This is a genomic window from Enterobacter sp. BIDMC 30, from assembly GCF_000534355.1.
Classification (GTDB): Bacteria; Pseudomonadota; Gammaproteobacteria; order Enterobacterales; family Enterobacteriaceae; genus Enterobacter; species Enterobacter ludwigii.
Genome location: NZ_KI973169.1, coordinates 4,469,029 through 4,482,803, shown reverse-complemented (window position 1 = coordinate 4,482,803; position 13,775 = coordinate 4,469,029). Strand labels below are relative to the sequence as shown.

At 51.1% G+C, this 13,775-nt stretch carries 13 protein-coding genes; 8 read left to right on the top strand and 5 right to left on the bottom strand.

Annotated features, from left to right (window positions below; translation table 11 throughout):
- Positions 1–18: 18 nt before the first annotated feature.
- The 3 genes from L466_RS01385 to L466_RS01395 form a co-directional block, all read right to left on the bottom strand.
- On the bottom strand, positions 19–591 hold the full coding sequence (locus L466_RS01385) for a DUF1349 domain-containing protein (RefSeq protein ID WP_032681802.1): 573 nt from the start codon (positions 589–591) through the stop codon (positions 19–21).
- Positions 592–631: 40 nt separating this feature from the next.
- Positions 632–1,450 (bottom strand): GNAT family N-acetyltransferase, encoded by an 819-nt coding sequence (locus L466_RS01390; protein ID WP_032681801.1) that lies wholly within the window; start codon positions 1,448–1,450, stop codon positions 632–634.
- A gap of 61 nt (positions 1,451–1,511) precedes the next feature.
- Positions 1,512–1,946, bottom strand: coding sequence for a VOC family protein (locus tag L466_RS01395; RefSeq protein WP_032681800.1), 435 nt, complete (start codon positions 1,944–1,946; stop codon positions 1,512–1,514).
- A 959-nt stretch (positions 1,947–2,905) separates the two neighbouring features.
- Here L466_RS01395 and L466_RS01400 point away from each other — a divergent pair.
- Positions 2,906–3,514: a DUF1062 domain-containing protein gene (locus L466_RS01400; protein WP_032681799.1), complete on the top strand. Its 609-nt coding sequence runs from the start codon at positions 2,906–2,908 to the stop codon at positions 3,512–3,514.
- 266 nt (positions 3,515–3,780) lie between these two features.
- Here L466_RS01400 and L466_RS01405 read toward each other — a convergent pair whose 3' ends face one another.
- Positions 3,781–4,776, bottom strand: coding sequence for a LacI family DNA-binding transcriptional regulator (locus L466_RS01405; RefSeq protein ID WP_032681798.1), 996 nt, complete (start codon positions 4,774–4,776; stop codon positions 3,781–3,783).
- 262 nt (positions 4,777–5,038) lie between these two features.
- Here L466_RS01405 and L466_RS01410 point away from each other — a divergent pair, with 262 nt between their 5' ends.
- The 7 genes from L466_RS01410 to L466_RS01440 all read left to right on the top strand — a co-directional run bounded on the left by L466_RS01410 (position 5,039) and on the right by L466_RS01440 (position 13,173).
- Complete coding sequence (locus L466_RS01410) at positions 5,039–6,280, top strand: MFS transporter (protein ID WP_032681797.1); 1,242 nt, start codon at positions 5,039–5,041, stop codon at positions 6,278–6,280.
- Positions 6,281–6,299: 19 nt separating this feature from the next.
- Complete coding sequence (locus L466_RS01415) at positions 6,300–7,736, top strand: glycoside hydrolase family 32 protein (protein WP_032681796.1); 1,437 nt, start codon at positions 6,300–6,302, stop codon at positions 7,734–7,736.
- A 96-nt stretch (positions 7,737–7,832) separates the two neighbouring features.
- On the top strand, positions 7,833–9,110 hold the full coding sequence (locus L466_RS01420; RefSeq protein WP_032681795.1) for an OmpG porin family protein: 1,278 nt from the start codon (positions 7,833–7,835) through the stop codon (positions 9,108–9,110).
- Positions 9,111–9,286: 176 nt separating this feature from the next.
- Positions 9,287–10,618, top strand: a complete 1,332-nt coding sequence (locus L466_RS01425; protein WP_255344429.1) for a glycoside hydrolase family 32 protein — start codon at positions 9,287–9,289, stop codon at positions 10,616–10,618.
- Positions 10,619–10,630: 12 nt separating this feature from the next.
- On the top strand, positions 10,631–11,644 hold the full coding sequence (locus tag L466_RS01430; protein WP_032681794.1) for an OmpG porin family protein: 1,014 nt from the start codon (positions 10,631–10,633) through the stop codon (positions 11,642–11,644).
- Positions 11,645–11,759: 115 nt separating this feature from the next.
- Complete coding sequence (locus L466_RS01435) at positions 11,760–12,710, top strand: aminoimidazole riboside kinase (protein ID WP_032681793.1); 951 nt, start codon at positions 11,760–11,762, stop codon at positions 12,708–12,710.
- 160 nt (positions 12,711–12,870) lie between these two features.
- Positions 12,871–13,173, top strand: a complete 303-nt coding sequence (locus L466_RS01440; RefSeq protein WP_032681792.1) for a hypothetical protein — start codon at positions 12,871–12,873, stop codon at positions 13,171–13,173.
- A 272-nt stretch (positions 13,174–13,445) separates the two neighbouring features.
- Here the strand turns inward: L466_RS01440 and L466_RS0122705 are convergent, their stop codons facing one another.
- A complete protein-coding gene (locus tag L466_RS0122705) occupies positions 13,446–13,772 on the bottom strand; it encodes a GNAT family N-acetyltransferase (RefSeq protein WP_226862755.1) in 327 nt (108 codons plus the stop codon).
- Positions 13,773–13,775: the final 3 nt, after the last annotated feature.

Genomic DNA, 13,775 nt, shown 5'->3' with positions numbered 1-13,775 from the left:
GTAATCCTTTGATTTTAATCAACTCAGATCGTGCAGTTCTTTATCCATCGCAGGAGTCAGTCTGAGATCAAGAAATTCTACCTCCAACCCCTGGCGTTGAGGTGTACAACACATGACGCCCGTTTTTACTGGGCCCGTGGGAAAATGACATAAGCGAAGTAATGGCCAGTGCTGTCCATCTGAGGAATACTGCAATCGTAACGCATCTTTCTTACGGGTCAGACGCAGCCAGAATTCCTTCGGATCCCCAGGAAAGAGTCCTGTGGCCCAGTCCGAATTTCCCCGCGTGAGTACACTCCCGATTGCAGGTGCTCCATCGTTAAATTCGATGCCAGCTTTGAGCCAGTGCTGTTCGTCAGAGAGCATCATAATTCCGGCCTGGTCATAGAGTGTGGTGAAGTCTGCGCGGATCCTGACCTGAAAAGTAAAATCACCTGTTACATCAGTAGCGTAGATGTGGCCGGTAAAACGCTCAAACCCGTACCAGGTACGGCACCAGAAATCAGTATGCTCATCTGTGATTACCGACAGGGCGTTATTTTCGTAGCACCATACGGCGGGCTCATTGATCCATTCAAACCTGCAACTCATCATTGTTCTCCTGTCATGCGGAACGCAGCATAACGATAGTTTAAAATGTCAGTTCCATTTCAAACTGGCATAACGGTTCAGCCTGATAACCCGCCGCAGTAAATAATGGTGCCAGCGTTTCTGGGATCGCGGCTGATGTACCTATGCCAGGCCATCTGGCATTGATTTTCTTAAGCATTGTTTTAGCCCGTCCCTGGTAACGATACGCCGGTTCCACAAACAAACAGCGGAGCTGAGGTTGTCCCATGAACTCGGCGACAGCACACCATGCATGTTCGTTATCCCTGAGGATGTCGCAGGGAATAGACAAGAGCTGCAGGGGACTGGCCAGCCAGGGAAGATCATCATCTGGTGCAGACCAGACGGTATGCAGGAAGTCATCAACAGACTTGGATTCCATAGCCCCTGAAGATATTTCCAGATGAGACTGTGGATCTCCCCGGTATTTGCACAGATGTCGGCGAACCTGAAAACCGAGCGCGTGATAGAGAGCGATGGCCCGGGTATTTTCGCGCATCACTTCCAGCCTCACGCTGGAAAACTTTTTCTCTTTTAAGGAGGTAAACAGAGGAGTAATCATCTGTTTTGCCAGTCCCTGGCTCCGGTACTCGGGTAACACACCAAATGCGGCCAGACGCGCTTTGTCCATTCTGCGGGTTACGATGGCTATTGCCGCCGGGTTATCATTGACCAGCCAGACAAACGAGTCTTCAAGACTGAGTCCTTCGGAAATGAAACGTAAGGCAAATATTTCTGGTGGCAACGCAAACGGTGTCAATGATTCACTAAAGCTGTCTGCAAGAATACGGCTCAACTCCGTAATGCTGCATTCAAGGGCTGATACCGGAATAACGGTCATAGATAAAGCTCTCCATTGCGGTTACCGGGAGCTACAGGGGGAAAATATGCTCCCTGTTTTCTCAGACAGTGAAGCTGATTTCTACAGAGCGGGCACTGCGATCACCCTCACCATGGTAAACAGCTTCGATGTTGTTAGCGTCCGGATCCAGAACAAAAGCGGCATAGTATCCGGGATGATAGGTTCGTTCGGCAGGTGCGCCGTTATCACGTCCGCCATGATTTAGTGCTGCATGGTAAAACGCGTTCACCGATTCACGGTCTGTGGCCTGAAAGGCCAGATGGTGCCGTCCTGTAGGCACCCCTCCAGACTCCGAACTTTTTACGGACGAAATGACCAGTTCGTCAGCCCAGATATAATCGTCATCGGTGATAACCACGGGGATCTTAAGTTCCGCCAGAACAGCAGTGTAAAACGCTTTGCTTGCGTCAAAGTTGTTTACCACGAGCTGGATATGGTCGATAAGTCTGCCACGATGTAGCGTATAGTTATCCATGGTTCATTTCCTTATTCAGATTCTGTCAGTCAGGTCTGTACCTGTGAAACTCAACAGATGCACAACTCTACGTTATGCTTGTGTTGTTGAAAAAAAGTACGTTAAGTTTTGTGCGCTGCACCCGACAGGTATCAGAAAATCATTCCAGATTTGGTCTTGTACAGGAATTGCTATTCGCTTATGACCAGGCTCTCAATTGCCAGTTGAAAGATAAATAGCAGGGATGAGATAAGAGCAAGCCATTTTACGGGGCGTAGTTTACGTTCAGGTATAGAGAGCGTGTGGAGTATGGCATGACGCTTCATTTTATTTAGTGGCATGCTGCCTCCTGAAAAAGAGCCGCCTGCTCAGGCTGCTAAACAATGAAAAAAGAATTATTCCACAAACAGGGCACTTATGAGCAAGGTTAGTTGCCATGGAGCTAACGTAACGGTTAAGGCGGTAAGAACAAGCCACAAGCGGCTAAACGTTTTCCTTCCGAGTTGACAGTTTCCTGCTGGGGAGCTGTTCGTTTGTTAGCCAGAACAGGTTAACGAATAAAATCAGTATATCCATATTAAATAAATGGTTGTTTAGCGTTTATTTAAATAATGCCATTCGAATAATACACACTCAAATAATAAACAATGTGGAACTATCCAGTACCGCTAATTGATAGGCGCTCATGAGAACTGGAGAGATAATTGCTTCTGATGAGCCATAAATGCAATTACATCCCGGTCAGGGAATTCCCGGGTTTAAGTAGCGTGATTAACCACCATAAATATTGATTGAACTCATTTACCCGATTAGCGCCATTTTGATAGTCTCGACTTATCTCGTTGACTATCTATAGGATTTTTGCGTTGGAAATCTTTTTTTAACCCACTGAAAAATATCTCTTAAATATTTTTCATACATAAAAATTTATGGTCCGTTCAGTACGGATCCGATTTTGTATGGGTTAAAAAAGGTACGTTATGAAAGTTACATGGACCGTCACGCCTGTGGGGTATCAGCGCATCGCGAAGCGATGCCCTTCATGCAACATTAAACGGGACTTCACGCCATCAGGTGCATTTCGGATTAATTCGCAAAAGAAGGTGCTGGACGTGTGGAGTATCTATAAATGCACACACTGTGATTACACCTGGAATATTTCCCTGTTTTCTCGTCTGCACGTCAGCAAAATTGACCGCCAGCTTTATCATCGGCTGATGAGCAACGATGCCGCCACGGTTCAACATTTTGCCTGTGATATCGCGACGCTGAAGCGGAACAACGCCGAGCTATCGGGTCGGCCTGATTTTACCGTTCAGGAGCGCTGGCCGGTAAGCATCACTGCCCACCAGCGGGTCCGCGTTAGTGTCAGGATTTCCCGTTCATTTCAGGTCAGCTTGTTGTCGATTTTGAAGCAGCAGCTCATGCTGAGCGCTGGTGAAATTCAGAGAAGGGTTGCAGCAGGGCATATAAGTGGCGTTACGCTGAAGTTGCTTAAATCGAGAAAGCTGAAGGCCGCGGAATATAAATTCCAGCTGTCTGCGGAAACGCTGTTCGCACGGCGCAAGATCGTTCTGACGCGTCGTTAAAAATAAGAGTCTCACCCCAGGGTTACCTGCGCCAGTATGGTAACGGCTTAAGGGATTAATGGGCATACCAGGGAAAGGTGAGCCTCTGCTTTTCATGCCCCGAGCCAAGAACCGGCTCGGGCAGGAGTGATAAAAATATCGTGCGGAGGGTATGAGCGTCCGTCTGGCGTGTATTGGTGTGGGGAGCCAAGAGTGAGGCGGCCTGGTTTACCTGGCCGCGGGCATAGGGAGGGAGCAGCGTAAATGACGATTGCTTAACCGCTAGCTCAAAATGATTCTCGCAGCAGCCGGGGACTATCGACCAAAACTTTCTCACGGTGGCTTTCGCCGTTAATAATGTGCAGCGTACTTAAGCGCCCAATCTCATAGTGCGGAAGCTGGACCGTGGATAGCGGAGGTAAAAACAAATTACCGATCCCTACGAGGTTGTCGTACCCAAGAACCGCAATATCCTGTGGGATGCGGATCCCTCGCGTCAACAGCGTCTGATAGACCATAAACGCAATGCGGTCATTACCACAGATCACCGAATCAAACTGCGGCTGCCCCCGCTCCAGATACGCCAGCAAAATGTCAGGAATATCACGGTAGTGCTCATCGCCATACTGCATATAGCAGTGCTCAAGCGTATCGGGATTGATATTGGCTTCCCGGCAGGCGCGGTCCAGCCCCTTACGGCGGCGAAGCGTCGCCAGATGATTGACAGGTAAATGCAGGCAAAGGGGGCGGCGGTATCCCGCCGCTAACAGCGCCTGTACAGCGGTATACTGCCCTTGTTCATCGTCAGGAATATAGCTGGCAACCGGTTCTCCCGTGTTCTCGCAGTTGGCCAGCACGCAGGGGTGCTCCAGTAATCTGGGCGAGATGTTCACCTCGCGCAGTCCCATGGTGGTGAAAATGATCCCCCCGGGCCGGTGCGCGAGCAGCAGGTCGACAATATCGTCAGGATTATCATCGGTAAACATGTTAACCACGAAGCTATTCCAGCCATACGCGCGGGCCGTTTCCTCGATAGACAGCGTTATCTCAACCGAAAACGGGGTAGTGACGGTATCCAGCGCAAGCACGCCAATCGTTTTATTCCTGGAGCCGACGCGACGAACCTGCCGGGCAGAGAGGTCCGGCACATAGTTTAGCTGTAAGATAGCCTCCTGCACCCTGGACAGGGTTTCAGGCTTCACGCGTTTCGGATCGTTAAGCACCCGCGACACGGTCATTAGCGATACGTTGGCCACTCTGGCCACATCTTTTAAAGACGCCATAGCCTTCCATTAATCAAACTAAGTATCCAATCCTGATTTGCACGCAATCCACCGCTTAGCGGGCTGTGAGCACCTGTAAAAATTCTATTCTAGGCGTTGAACCCCGGGGAGTTGCAAGCCACGAAAATAAATTTGATCTTGATCTCAATGCATATATGTTAACGTTAACTTTTGTGATTAACATCGAATATCAACGCGAAATCAAGTGTAGAACAAAAATGTTAACGTTACCATCTCAGCATATCATTCCTCTGAGATTACGTTGATGAAAAAAAGGCCTTCCCAAAGCTATCTGCTGCTTAGCGCTCTGCTGTTCTTTTTCTTTGTGACCTGGTCCTCATCAAGCTCACTCCTTTCCATCTGGCTGCATCAGGAAGTGGGGCTGAAAGCGTCGGAAACCGGCATTATCTTTTCCGTGTTATCCGTATCCGCGCTCTTCGCTCAGGTTTGCTACGGCTTTATTCAGGACCGGCTTGGCCTGCGTAAACATTTGCTCTGGTGCATTACGGCGCTGCTCATTCTCTCCGGCCCCGCCTACCTGCTTTTTAGCTATTTGCTGAGCATTAATATTCTGCTGGGCAGCGTATTCGGCGGCTTGTTTATCGGGCTGACCTTTAACGGCGGCATCGGCGTTCTGGAGTCCTATACCGAGCGCGTTGCGCGGCAGAGTACCTTTGAGTTTGGTCGGGCCCGCATGTGGGGGTCGCTGGGCTGGGCTGTCGCCACGTTTTTTGCCGGGCTGCTGTTTAATATCAACCCTGACCTTAACTTTCTGGTGGCCTCTTGCTCAGGGGTCATCTTCTTCTGCCTGCTGGCCCGCTTAAAGATCGCGGCTCCGGCAAGCATGGAAAAGCTTGAGATAGGCGCTAAAAAGGTCTCCCTGGATGATGCCCTGCGTCTGCTCACTCTGCCGCGCTTCTGGGCGCTAATATTCTTCGTGGTCGGCACCTGTATTTACGGCGTCTACGATCAGCAATTCCCGGTCTACTTCTCTTCACAGTTCCCGACGCTGAAAGAAGGCAACGAGATGTTCGGCTACCTGAACTCCTTCCAGGTCTTTCTGGAGGCCGCGGGCATGTTTTGCGCGCCCTGGCTGGTTAACCGCGTTGGCGCCAAAAATGGCCTGATATTCGCAGGGATGGTAATGGCGCTGCGCATGATCGCTTCCGGGCTGGTGGAAGGGCCACTGCTCATTTCGATTACCAAGCTGCTCCACGCCGTCGAACTGCCGATACTGCTGGTCGCCATTTTTAAATACAACAGCCTGAACTTCGACAAGCGCCTGTCCTCCACCATTTATCTGGTGGGATTCGCCTGCACCAGCTCAATTATTGGCACCGTATTATCCCCGCTGGCGGGCTTTAGCTATGAGAAGTTTGGCTTCGCCCAGTCCTATCTGATCATGGGCATTATGGTGTTCTGCACCACGTTTATTTCCATTTTCCTATTGCGCTCAAATAAGTCCTCATCTGAGCCAACCTTTCTGCAGCAAAAAGCTGTGTAATGTACCGAGAGTAAAGACGATGACATCCTTATTAGAACTGGCTGAACGGACGCTTGAAAAAGCACAATCCGCTATTAATTCGCGCTGGTATCCGCGCTATCACCTTGCCGCTCGCGCAGGCTGGATGAACGATCCTAACGGCCTGGTATGGTTTGACGGTTGGTATCACGCGTTTTATCAACATCACCCTTATTCCCCTGAATGGGGGCCGATGCACTGGGGGCATGCCCGCAGCAAGGATCTGGTGCACTGGGAACATCTGCCGGTCGCGCTGGCTCCCGAAGGCCCGGCGGATAAAGACGGCTGCTTCTCCGGCTCCGCCGTGGTGGACGGCGATACCCTGGCGCTGATTTATACCGGACATAAGTTTCACGGTTCGCCAGACACCGACGACAATCTCTACCAGGTGCAGTGTCTGGCAACCAGCCGTGACGGCATCCATTTTGAACGGCATGGCCTGGTGATTGATACCCCGCCAGGGCTGCACCATTTTCGCGATCCGAAGGTGTGGCGCGAAGGTGAGTTCTGGTACATGGTTGTCGGTTCCCGCGTGGAGAATACCGGCCAGGTGCGCCTGTACCGCTCCACCGATCTCCGCGAATGGCACGACGAAGGCGTGTTTGCCGAGGCCGAAGACGGCAAGGGTTTTATGTGGGAATGCCCGGATTTCTTTACCCTGGGAGGGAAGCGCGTCCTGATGTTCTCCCCACAGGGCATGGCGGCGGAAGGGTATCACCATCGCAACCTCTTCCAGAGTGGCTACCTGCTCGGGGAGTGGCAGCCAGGCCAACCGTTTAGCCATAACGGACAGTTTATTGAGCTGGACCACGGCCACGACTTTTATGCTCCGCAAAGTTTCCTGACCCCGGATGGTCGCCGCATCGTCATCGGCTGGCTGGATATGTGGGAATCGCCGATGCCAGAACGGCAGGATGGCTGGGCCGGTATGCTCTCTCTGCCGCGCGAATTAAGCCTTACCGACGATCGTCGTCTGAGGATGAAGCCCGCCGAGGAGGTCACCGCCCTGCGCGGCAGCTATTATCCGATGCCGGTTCGCTGCCTGAATAATCAGCAAGTCCCCGTCGCGGCAGATGCCGAAGCGGTCGAAGTGCAGCTGGTATGGGATCTGAGCGCCTCTACGGCCGAACGGTTTGGCATGGCATTGGGCGACGGGCTGAGAATATATGTCGACGATCAGGCGAGGCGTCTGGTGCTGGAGCGTCGCTATCCGGAGTATTCGCTTGAAGGCACGCGCAGCATTCCGCTGCCAGCGGATAACCTACTGTCACTGCGCATCTTTATTGACCGCTCATCAGTGGAGGTTTTTGTTAACGATGGCGAAGCTTGCTTAAGCAGCCGAATTTATCCGCAGCCGGGCCAGCGCGATATTTCACTGTTTGCCAGTCATGGCGCCGCCTCATTACATGACGCCGGATACTGGTCTCTGGAGAGATAATTTCGCCGGGATCGGCTTTGCTTCTTACCCTATGAGATTTTTATTTCTGCCAGTCTCTGGCTGGCATTTTATTATCTGGAATAATGAGAGAGCGAAATGGATAAAATATTAACGCCTCACTGTCGCATTAAAGCAATAAATAAAAATATATTCGCTTCTGGAAAACAAACGTTGGCATTGATGCTGTCATTATCCGCATTTTCTGCCGTCGCTGAAGAAACCAACGGCCAGCCAGGAAGCTATACGGGCAGCTATCAAAGCTATTTCCAGGATGAACCTGACGTTCAGGAAAAGCCTTCATCGCCTGTAAAAAAGGGAAATGCGCAATCGTCCCTTAGTGCTTCTTCGTCCCCTGTTGCTGCGGGAGCAGCGGCTGAATCTATGAAGTCGACAACGCTACCCGAGGTAACGCAGAGTAAATCAGCCGGGGTAACAAAAAATCGTAAAGCGGATAATCCTGAGGACGTCAGCCTACTGCGCTTAAGGCAGGAAGATCCGCCCGTTCACTGGAACAGTATCGGCCGTAACATGGAGGCTGGCGGCCTGCACGGCAACATCGGCACGCAAATAGAAATTGACGATGTGCGCTGGAGTAATAATAAGAAAAATAGCGGTAAATTCAAACTCGCTACCATTCAGGCATTTTTAAGACACGATGAGCTGCCCAACTGGTATTTTGGCTTCTGGAACGCGAGGGAAGACAGCTATAAAGGTCAATTCAGCAATCAGGACTACGGCGGCACCAATACGATCAATGAGTTTTTTGTTGGCCATATCTTTGAAACCTGGCGGGGTAATATCGGGACGGAAGTTATGGTCGGCTCCGAAACGGCAACTAAACGCTGGAAAAACCGCTTCAAAGTCTGGCAGGACATCCGCCTGACCAACAAATGGAGCCTGGCCGGGTACGCTTACGGCGAATTCCAGCCCCAGGGGAATGAGCCGGGAAATGGCGATCTTGAACAGTACATTTTCGAAATTGAGCCAGCCATTCAATACCGCGTGAATCCGGATCTCGGCCTGTATTTACGACCATATTATTACTATAACCGTCAGGAGCGTCAAAGCTGGGGCGATATTGTTGAAGAAGAATGGAAAATCACCGCTGGGCTGTGGCGCAACTGGTATCCGCTGTTAACCTCCCTGTATTTTGGCGTCGGGCAGGACAAAATAGATAATGCCAGCAATGCCAAAGAAGTTTTTTATGACGGCCGATATAAATTTATTGGCGGCACCCTTAGCTATCCGATTTATGGCGAAGTTCGACTATATGGTGAATTCAAAGCGCAGTTCACTAAAGAAACCGGACTCTGGACATCTACCGGACACTCATGGAATCCCTTTACCGTGGTTGGCGTGAATTATAACTTCTAACATTCAGGTGTATCATGAAAAAATTAACGCTAGCGGCATCGGTCGCTCTGCTGGTACTTTCGTTTGCAAATATGCCAGCCTAGTCGCAGCCGTCTAAAGAAACATTACAAAATAAAAGCATTAGCCATATTAAAGATTTTTTCCCACGGGTCGAAGGCTCCTTTGTTGGCGACCCGATGCCGGTCTATAACGACGGTGAATTTGATATTTTTTATCTGAACGATATCCGCGGCGGCAGCGACCTCGGGGTACACGCCATACATCTGCTGTCGAGCAGCAACTTATATGATTATCAAAACCATTCGGAAGTGATTCCCTACGTTAACGACGTGGACGATCCTGAACTGCTGCTGGGAACCGGTTCAATGATTAAAGTCGGCGATACCTGGCATGCCTGGTACACCGCACACAATGAAAACGTGTTCCCGGTTGAATCGATAATGCATGCCACCAGTAAAGATCGCCTTCACTGGGTAAAACATCCGCAGAATACTATTCTGCCGGGCGCTAGCTACCGGGGGAATGACTTCCGGGATCCGCATGTCGTTTGGGTTGAAGAAAAGAAAGAATACTGGATGTTAATTACCACCCGCAGCAACGGGCGCGGGGTGATTGCCCGCTACAGCTCAACCGATTTGGAAAACTGGCAGGACCGCGGCGTATTTTTTGATAACGACACCATTACCAGCAATGCCAATCTCGAATGCCCGACGCTAGTCTTCTTCAACGGACGCTGGTATCTCAGCTTTAGCGACCAATGGCCGTTGCGCCTGACCCAGTACCGGGTCGCCGACAATCCGGAAGGACCGTGGCAAAAAATGGATAACTATGTGGTCGATGGATCGGGTTTTTACGCGGGAAAACTGGCGCTTAAAAACGATCGCCTGTTTGTCTTCGGCTGGATCCCGACCAAAGCGGGCACCCGCGACGGCGGCAACATTGACTGGGCAGGAAATCTGGTTGCCCATGAGCTCACCTCAGATAGCAACGGGCGGCTCAACAGCATCCTTCCCCAGGAGCTTCGCACGGTGATCAATAACAACCCTGGTCCGGTAACCCCCTTAACGAGCAGTAAAACGCTAAACATAGCAACGCAGTTCGGCCCGCTGCAGTCATCTGTCTATCCGCCATTGCCCAAAAAAGGAGAGCTAAGCGCGACGATAGACGTTCCCTCTGCCGGAATGGTGATGAGCTTTGGTCTGACCGACGACAGGGTGGCTGACGCAACGCTCAACGTTGTGTTCAACAGGAGCAAGGGGAAGGTTTATTTTTTCAACGCTCCGCTGGCGTCGATTCACCAGGCCAACGCTGAATCCTGGGTGGATGTTCCGCTCGATGAAAAACTTGAGCTACGCGTTCTGATCCAGGACTCGATTGCCGTCTTTTATATCAACGATAAGGCGGCATTCAGCACCCGGATGTATTCCATGCAGAACAAGCCATGGAGCATTAGCCTGCCTCAAAGCGATAATTTTCACGCGACGCTGAAAATAAAAGAAATGATTTAACGGGATATTATTATGAAAAACCATCATGCCCTGACTGTTATTTTTGCTCTTCTGTTTCCGGCGCTGGCGAATGCAAGTATGAGCATCATGAAGGATTTGTCGGGAAAGGTTGTTGCCGTGGATCCGTGGTCATATCTGGATGAGGATGTGATGTGGACCTCAGCCCGCTCCTCTAATCCTACCGGTGGCCGCGTTCACGGACAGCTGAAAATGAAATATGCCATCGAGGATAATAACTGGCGTAACAGCCATTTCCACAGCGGGAAGGATTCACTGACTTTTGTGCAGGGGGTTATGCATCACGATGCGTTACCCGGCTGGTATCTGGCTTTCTCTGAGGGCAGAACCACCAACTATAACGGGACGTGGGAAGATCAGACTTACCTCAGCCAGAATCAGTGGACCCAGCTGATTATCGGCCATGAATATTTCTACAAACGGCTGCGCTACGGCTGGGATGTTATGGGCGGAAGCTCGTCAATTGAGGACCGCTGGCAGGGGCGCATCAAGCTGTTTACCGATCTGCGCGTCACGGACAGCCTCTCCTTCTTTAACTACCTGTACCAGCAGGTTGACCACCGCCGCAGCGGCGGTTCACAAAATGACCGTGACGTGCGTTCATTTCAGATTGAACCCGGTGTTCAATACATTATCAACAACACCACCGGGGTCTGGTTCCGCCAACAGTTCGCTTCCGCCATTTTAGACCGGGCGCAGTGGGGCGATATCGACGAAAAAAGCTGGAGCACCTCATTCGGCGTCTGGCACAACTGGGGGAGGCTATCCACAACGCTCAGCGGAGGGTACGGGCATTATAAGAAAGATAATGCCCAGCCCGAGGATGGCGAAGTATTCCAGAATACCCGCAATCGCTACCTGAAGGTGTCAGCGAATTATCCTTTGACCTCCCGCTTCACGGTGTCCGGGGAAGTTACCGGCTCGTTGATAAAGCAGAGCGGAAGCTGGGTCACTAACGGCGATGCCATCGCTACCGATTATAAGGTGATGCTGGATTATAACTTTTAACAGATAGGTTTGAATGACCGGCGGGGCATGGATACGGTTAGGCTATAGCGCAAAACCTGACGTGCCCGCAGGTCGTGTATGTATAAAATTAGTTAATTATTATTGAGGAAAAGTCATGAATATCTGGACGCTTGGCGATGCGGTGGTCGATCTTCTACCCCTTTCAGACATGCAGTATCAGGCCTGTGCAGGAGGAGCCCCGTTCAACGTTGCGGTCGGTACCGCACGCTTACGCAGCCAGAGCGGTTTTATCGGCCGGGTCGGTGACGACGACTTTGGTCATTTTTTAAAAACAACGCTGTCTGATTCAGGCGTCTCAACCGCAGGCCTTCAGCTGGATAGCCAGTACAGAACCAGCACGGTGCTGGTCTCGCTCAACGATGATGGAGAGCGCGGGTTTACGTTTTTAACCAATCCTTCCGCGGATCAGTTTTTAACGCCCGACGGACTTCCAGAATTTAACGACGATATTCTGCACTTTTGCTCGCTGGCGCTGGTCGCCGAAGTTTGCCGCACTACGTTAGCCACCGCTATCGGCAAAGTTAAGCAGCGTGGGGGATTGCTGAGTTTTGATGTGAATTTACGCGAGCAAATGTGGCTCGATAAGCGTCACATGCTCGATACTGTGCGCCAATTTTCCTCACAGGCCGACATTCTTAAACTCTCGGAGGAAGAATGGTACTGGATGACGGGCACGCACGATTTTACCCGAGCTCTTGACGCCCTTAAGGCATTCCCCGCGCAGCTAAAGTTAGTGACCTACGGCGCGCAGGGTGCCATGGTGCTCTGGCGCGACGGCGTCATCCATTTTAACGGTTATACCGTCGACAGTGTTGATACCACCGGGGCTGGCGACGCTTTTGTCGCCGGTTTGCTGGCCTGGATTGCACAAAACGGGATGCCGGAGAGCTTTGAACAGCTCCACCAGGCCGTTGCTCAGGCCGGTGCCTGCGGTGCCCTCGCGACAACCCGCAAAGGTGCGCTGACCGCTCTGCCGGATACCGACGCGCTTGATGCTTTTATTAGCCAATTTTCTCTGCCCGACTACGAGGTTAAAAACGTCTAAATACCATAGCTGCACGATCTCCATCCAGAAAACAGGGCCGGGCTAAGCTGGAATATTCGGCCTTTTTTCCACTTTATCCTGGGAGCCGCACTCACAGGAAAATCACAGTCCGGCGTCTGCCGATGCATGGTTGTATTTTTCACTGGAAGAGGAAAGGGGAATGATAGTCAGAACAGGACACGGCTGTGTTCCGCTAAAACATGCGCAAGGTTTTGCAAAACACCTTGAGAACACGGGTGTGGAGCACATACCGGGAAACAGAGGTGCATTCGTGCGCAGTGAAACCCAGGGCGACTGGCCGCATTTCTTTCTGGCAAAACGGTGGCAGGATCTGCAGTCGATCAAAGAATTTGCCGGAGAAAACTATCAAATGGCGGTGACCTACCCGGACGATGAAGAGTTTGAGCTACTTTCCGAGCCTTACGTCTTTCAACATGTTGTGGAGACCGTTTCACCCCTTTAGGCTTATTTCTTGGGTAATCTCCCGGTTACCCGATTTGCTACAGCATCCTTGTTATCGTAAAGGCTACACCTTCGCTCCCTGCGGTGGGTTTAGCGGGCCGACGCCACGCTATCCATTATCAAGGGGGCATGACGGGCTTCGACCTGAACACTGGGCTAGCGTTTATTCAGATAATTTTGCGCTTCTCTAATCGAACGTCAGCATCATCAATATCCGTTTCATTACCCCAGCCGAGGTGCCTGTAAAACTGCACCGCACGGCTGTTTTTAGCGCTAGGCAATTTGATGATGTTTAAACAGCTCTGTTTCCGCGGCGCTGACCAGCCCACGTCCTATCCCCTTATTCTCATAATCAGGAACTACACATGCGGAAAACAGACAGCCTTCATCCGTTAAAATCATTGAAAACCCAACGATTTTCCCGTTATCAACCGCCACCCAGGCGCAGGGGCCTTGCGCTATCATAGCGGCTATCGTGGCCTCGGTGATCCCCATCTGCTGCATCTCTTTACGGCTGAGATGATTCTCGGTCACCGAGGTTCTGACGTCGAAAATAGCTTCCACGTCTGAGGCATGGGCAAGTCTAAACTGAATTCCCATTAG

What these genes read in the sequence shown, in the direction of transcription:
- L466_RS01425 (WP_255344429.1), top strand. Translation starts at nt 9,287, where the DNA reads ATGCCGGTCTATAACGACGGTGAATTTGATATTTTTTATCTGAACGAT.
- L466_RS01440 (WP_032681792.1), top strand. Translation starts at nt 12,871, where the DNA reads ATGATAGTCAGAACAGGACACGGCTGTGTTCCGCTAAAACATGCGCAA.
- L466_RS01430 (WP_032681794.1), top strand. Translation starts at nt 10,631, where the DNA reads ATGAAAAACCATCATGCCCTGACTGTTATTTTTGCTCTTCTGTTTCCG.
- L466_RS01395 (WP_032681800.1), bottom strand. Translation starts at nt 1,946, where the DNA reads ATGGATAACTATACGCTACATCGTGGCAGACTTATCGACCATATCCAG.
- L466_RS01385 (WP_032681802.1), bottom strand. Translation starts at nt 591, where the DNA reads ATGAGTTGCAGGTTTGAATGGATCAATGAGCCCGCCGTATGGTGCTAC.
- L466_RS01415 (WP_032681796.1), top strand. Translation starts at nt 6,300, where the DNA reads ATGACATCCTTATTAGAACTGGCTGAACGGACGCTTGAAAAAGCACAA.
- L466_RS0122705 (WP_226862755.1), bottom strand. Translation starts at nt 13,772, where the DNA reads ATGGGAATTCAGTTTAGACTTGCCCATGCCTCAGACGTGGAAGCTATT.
- L466_RS01420 (WP_032681795.1), top strand. Translation starts at nt 7,833, where the DNA reads ATGGATAAAATATTAACGCCTCACTGTCGCATTAAAGCAATAAATAAA.
- L466_RS01390 (WP_032681801.1), bottom strand. Translation starts at nt 1,450, where the DNA reads ATGACCGTTATTCCGGTATCAGCCCTTGAATGCAGCATTACGGAGTTG.
- L466_RS01400 (WP_032681799.1), top strand. Translation starts at nt 2,906, where the DNA reads ATGAAAGTTACATGGACCGTCACGCCTGTGGGGTATCAGCGCATCGCG.
- L466_RS01405 (WP_032681798.1), bottom strand. Translation starts at nt 4,776, where the DNA reads ATGGCGTCTTTAAAAGATGTGGCCAGAGTGGCCAACGTATCGCTAATG.
- L466_RS01435 (WP_032681793.1), top strand. Translation starts at nt 11,760, where the DNA reads ATGAATATCTGGACGCTTGGCGATGCGGTGGTCGATCTTCTACCCCTT.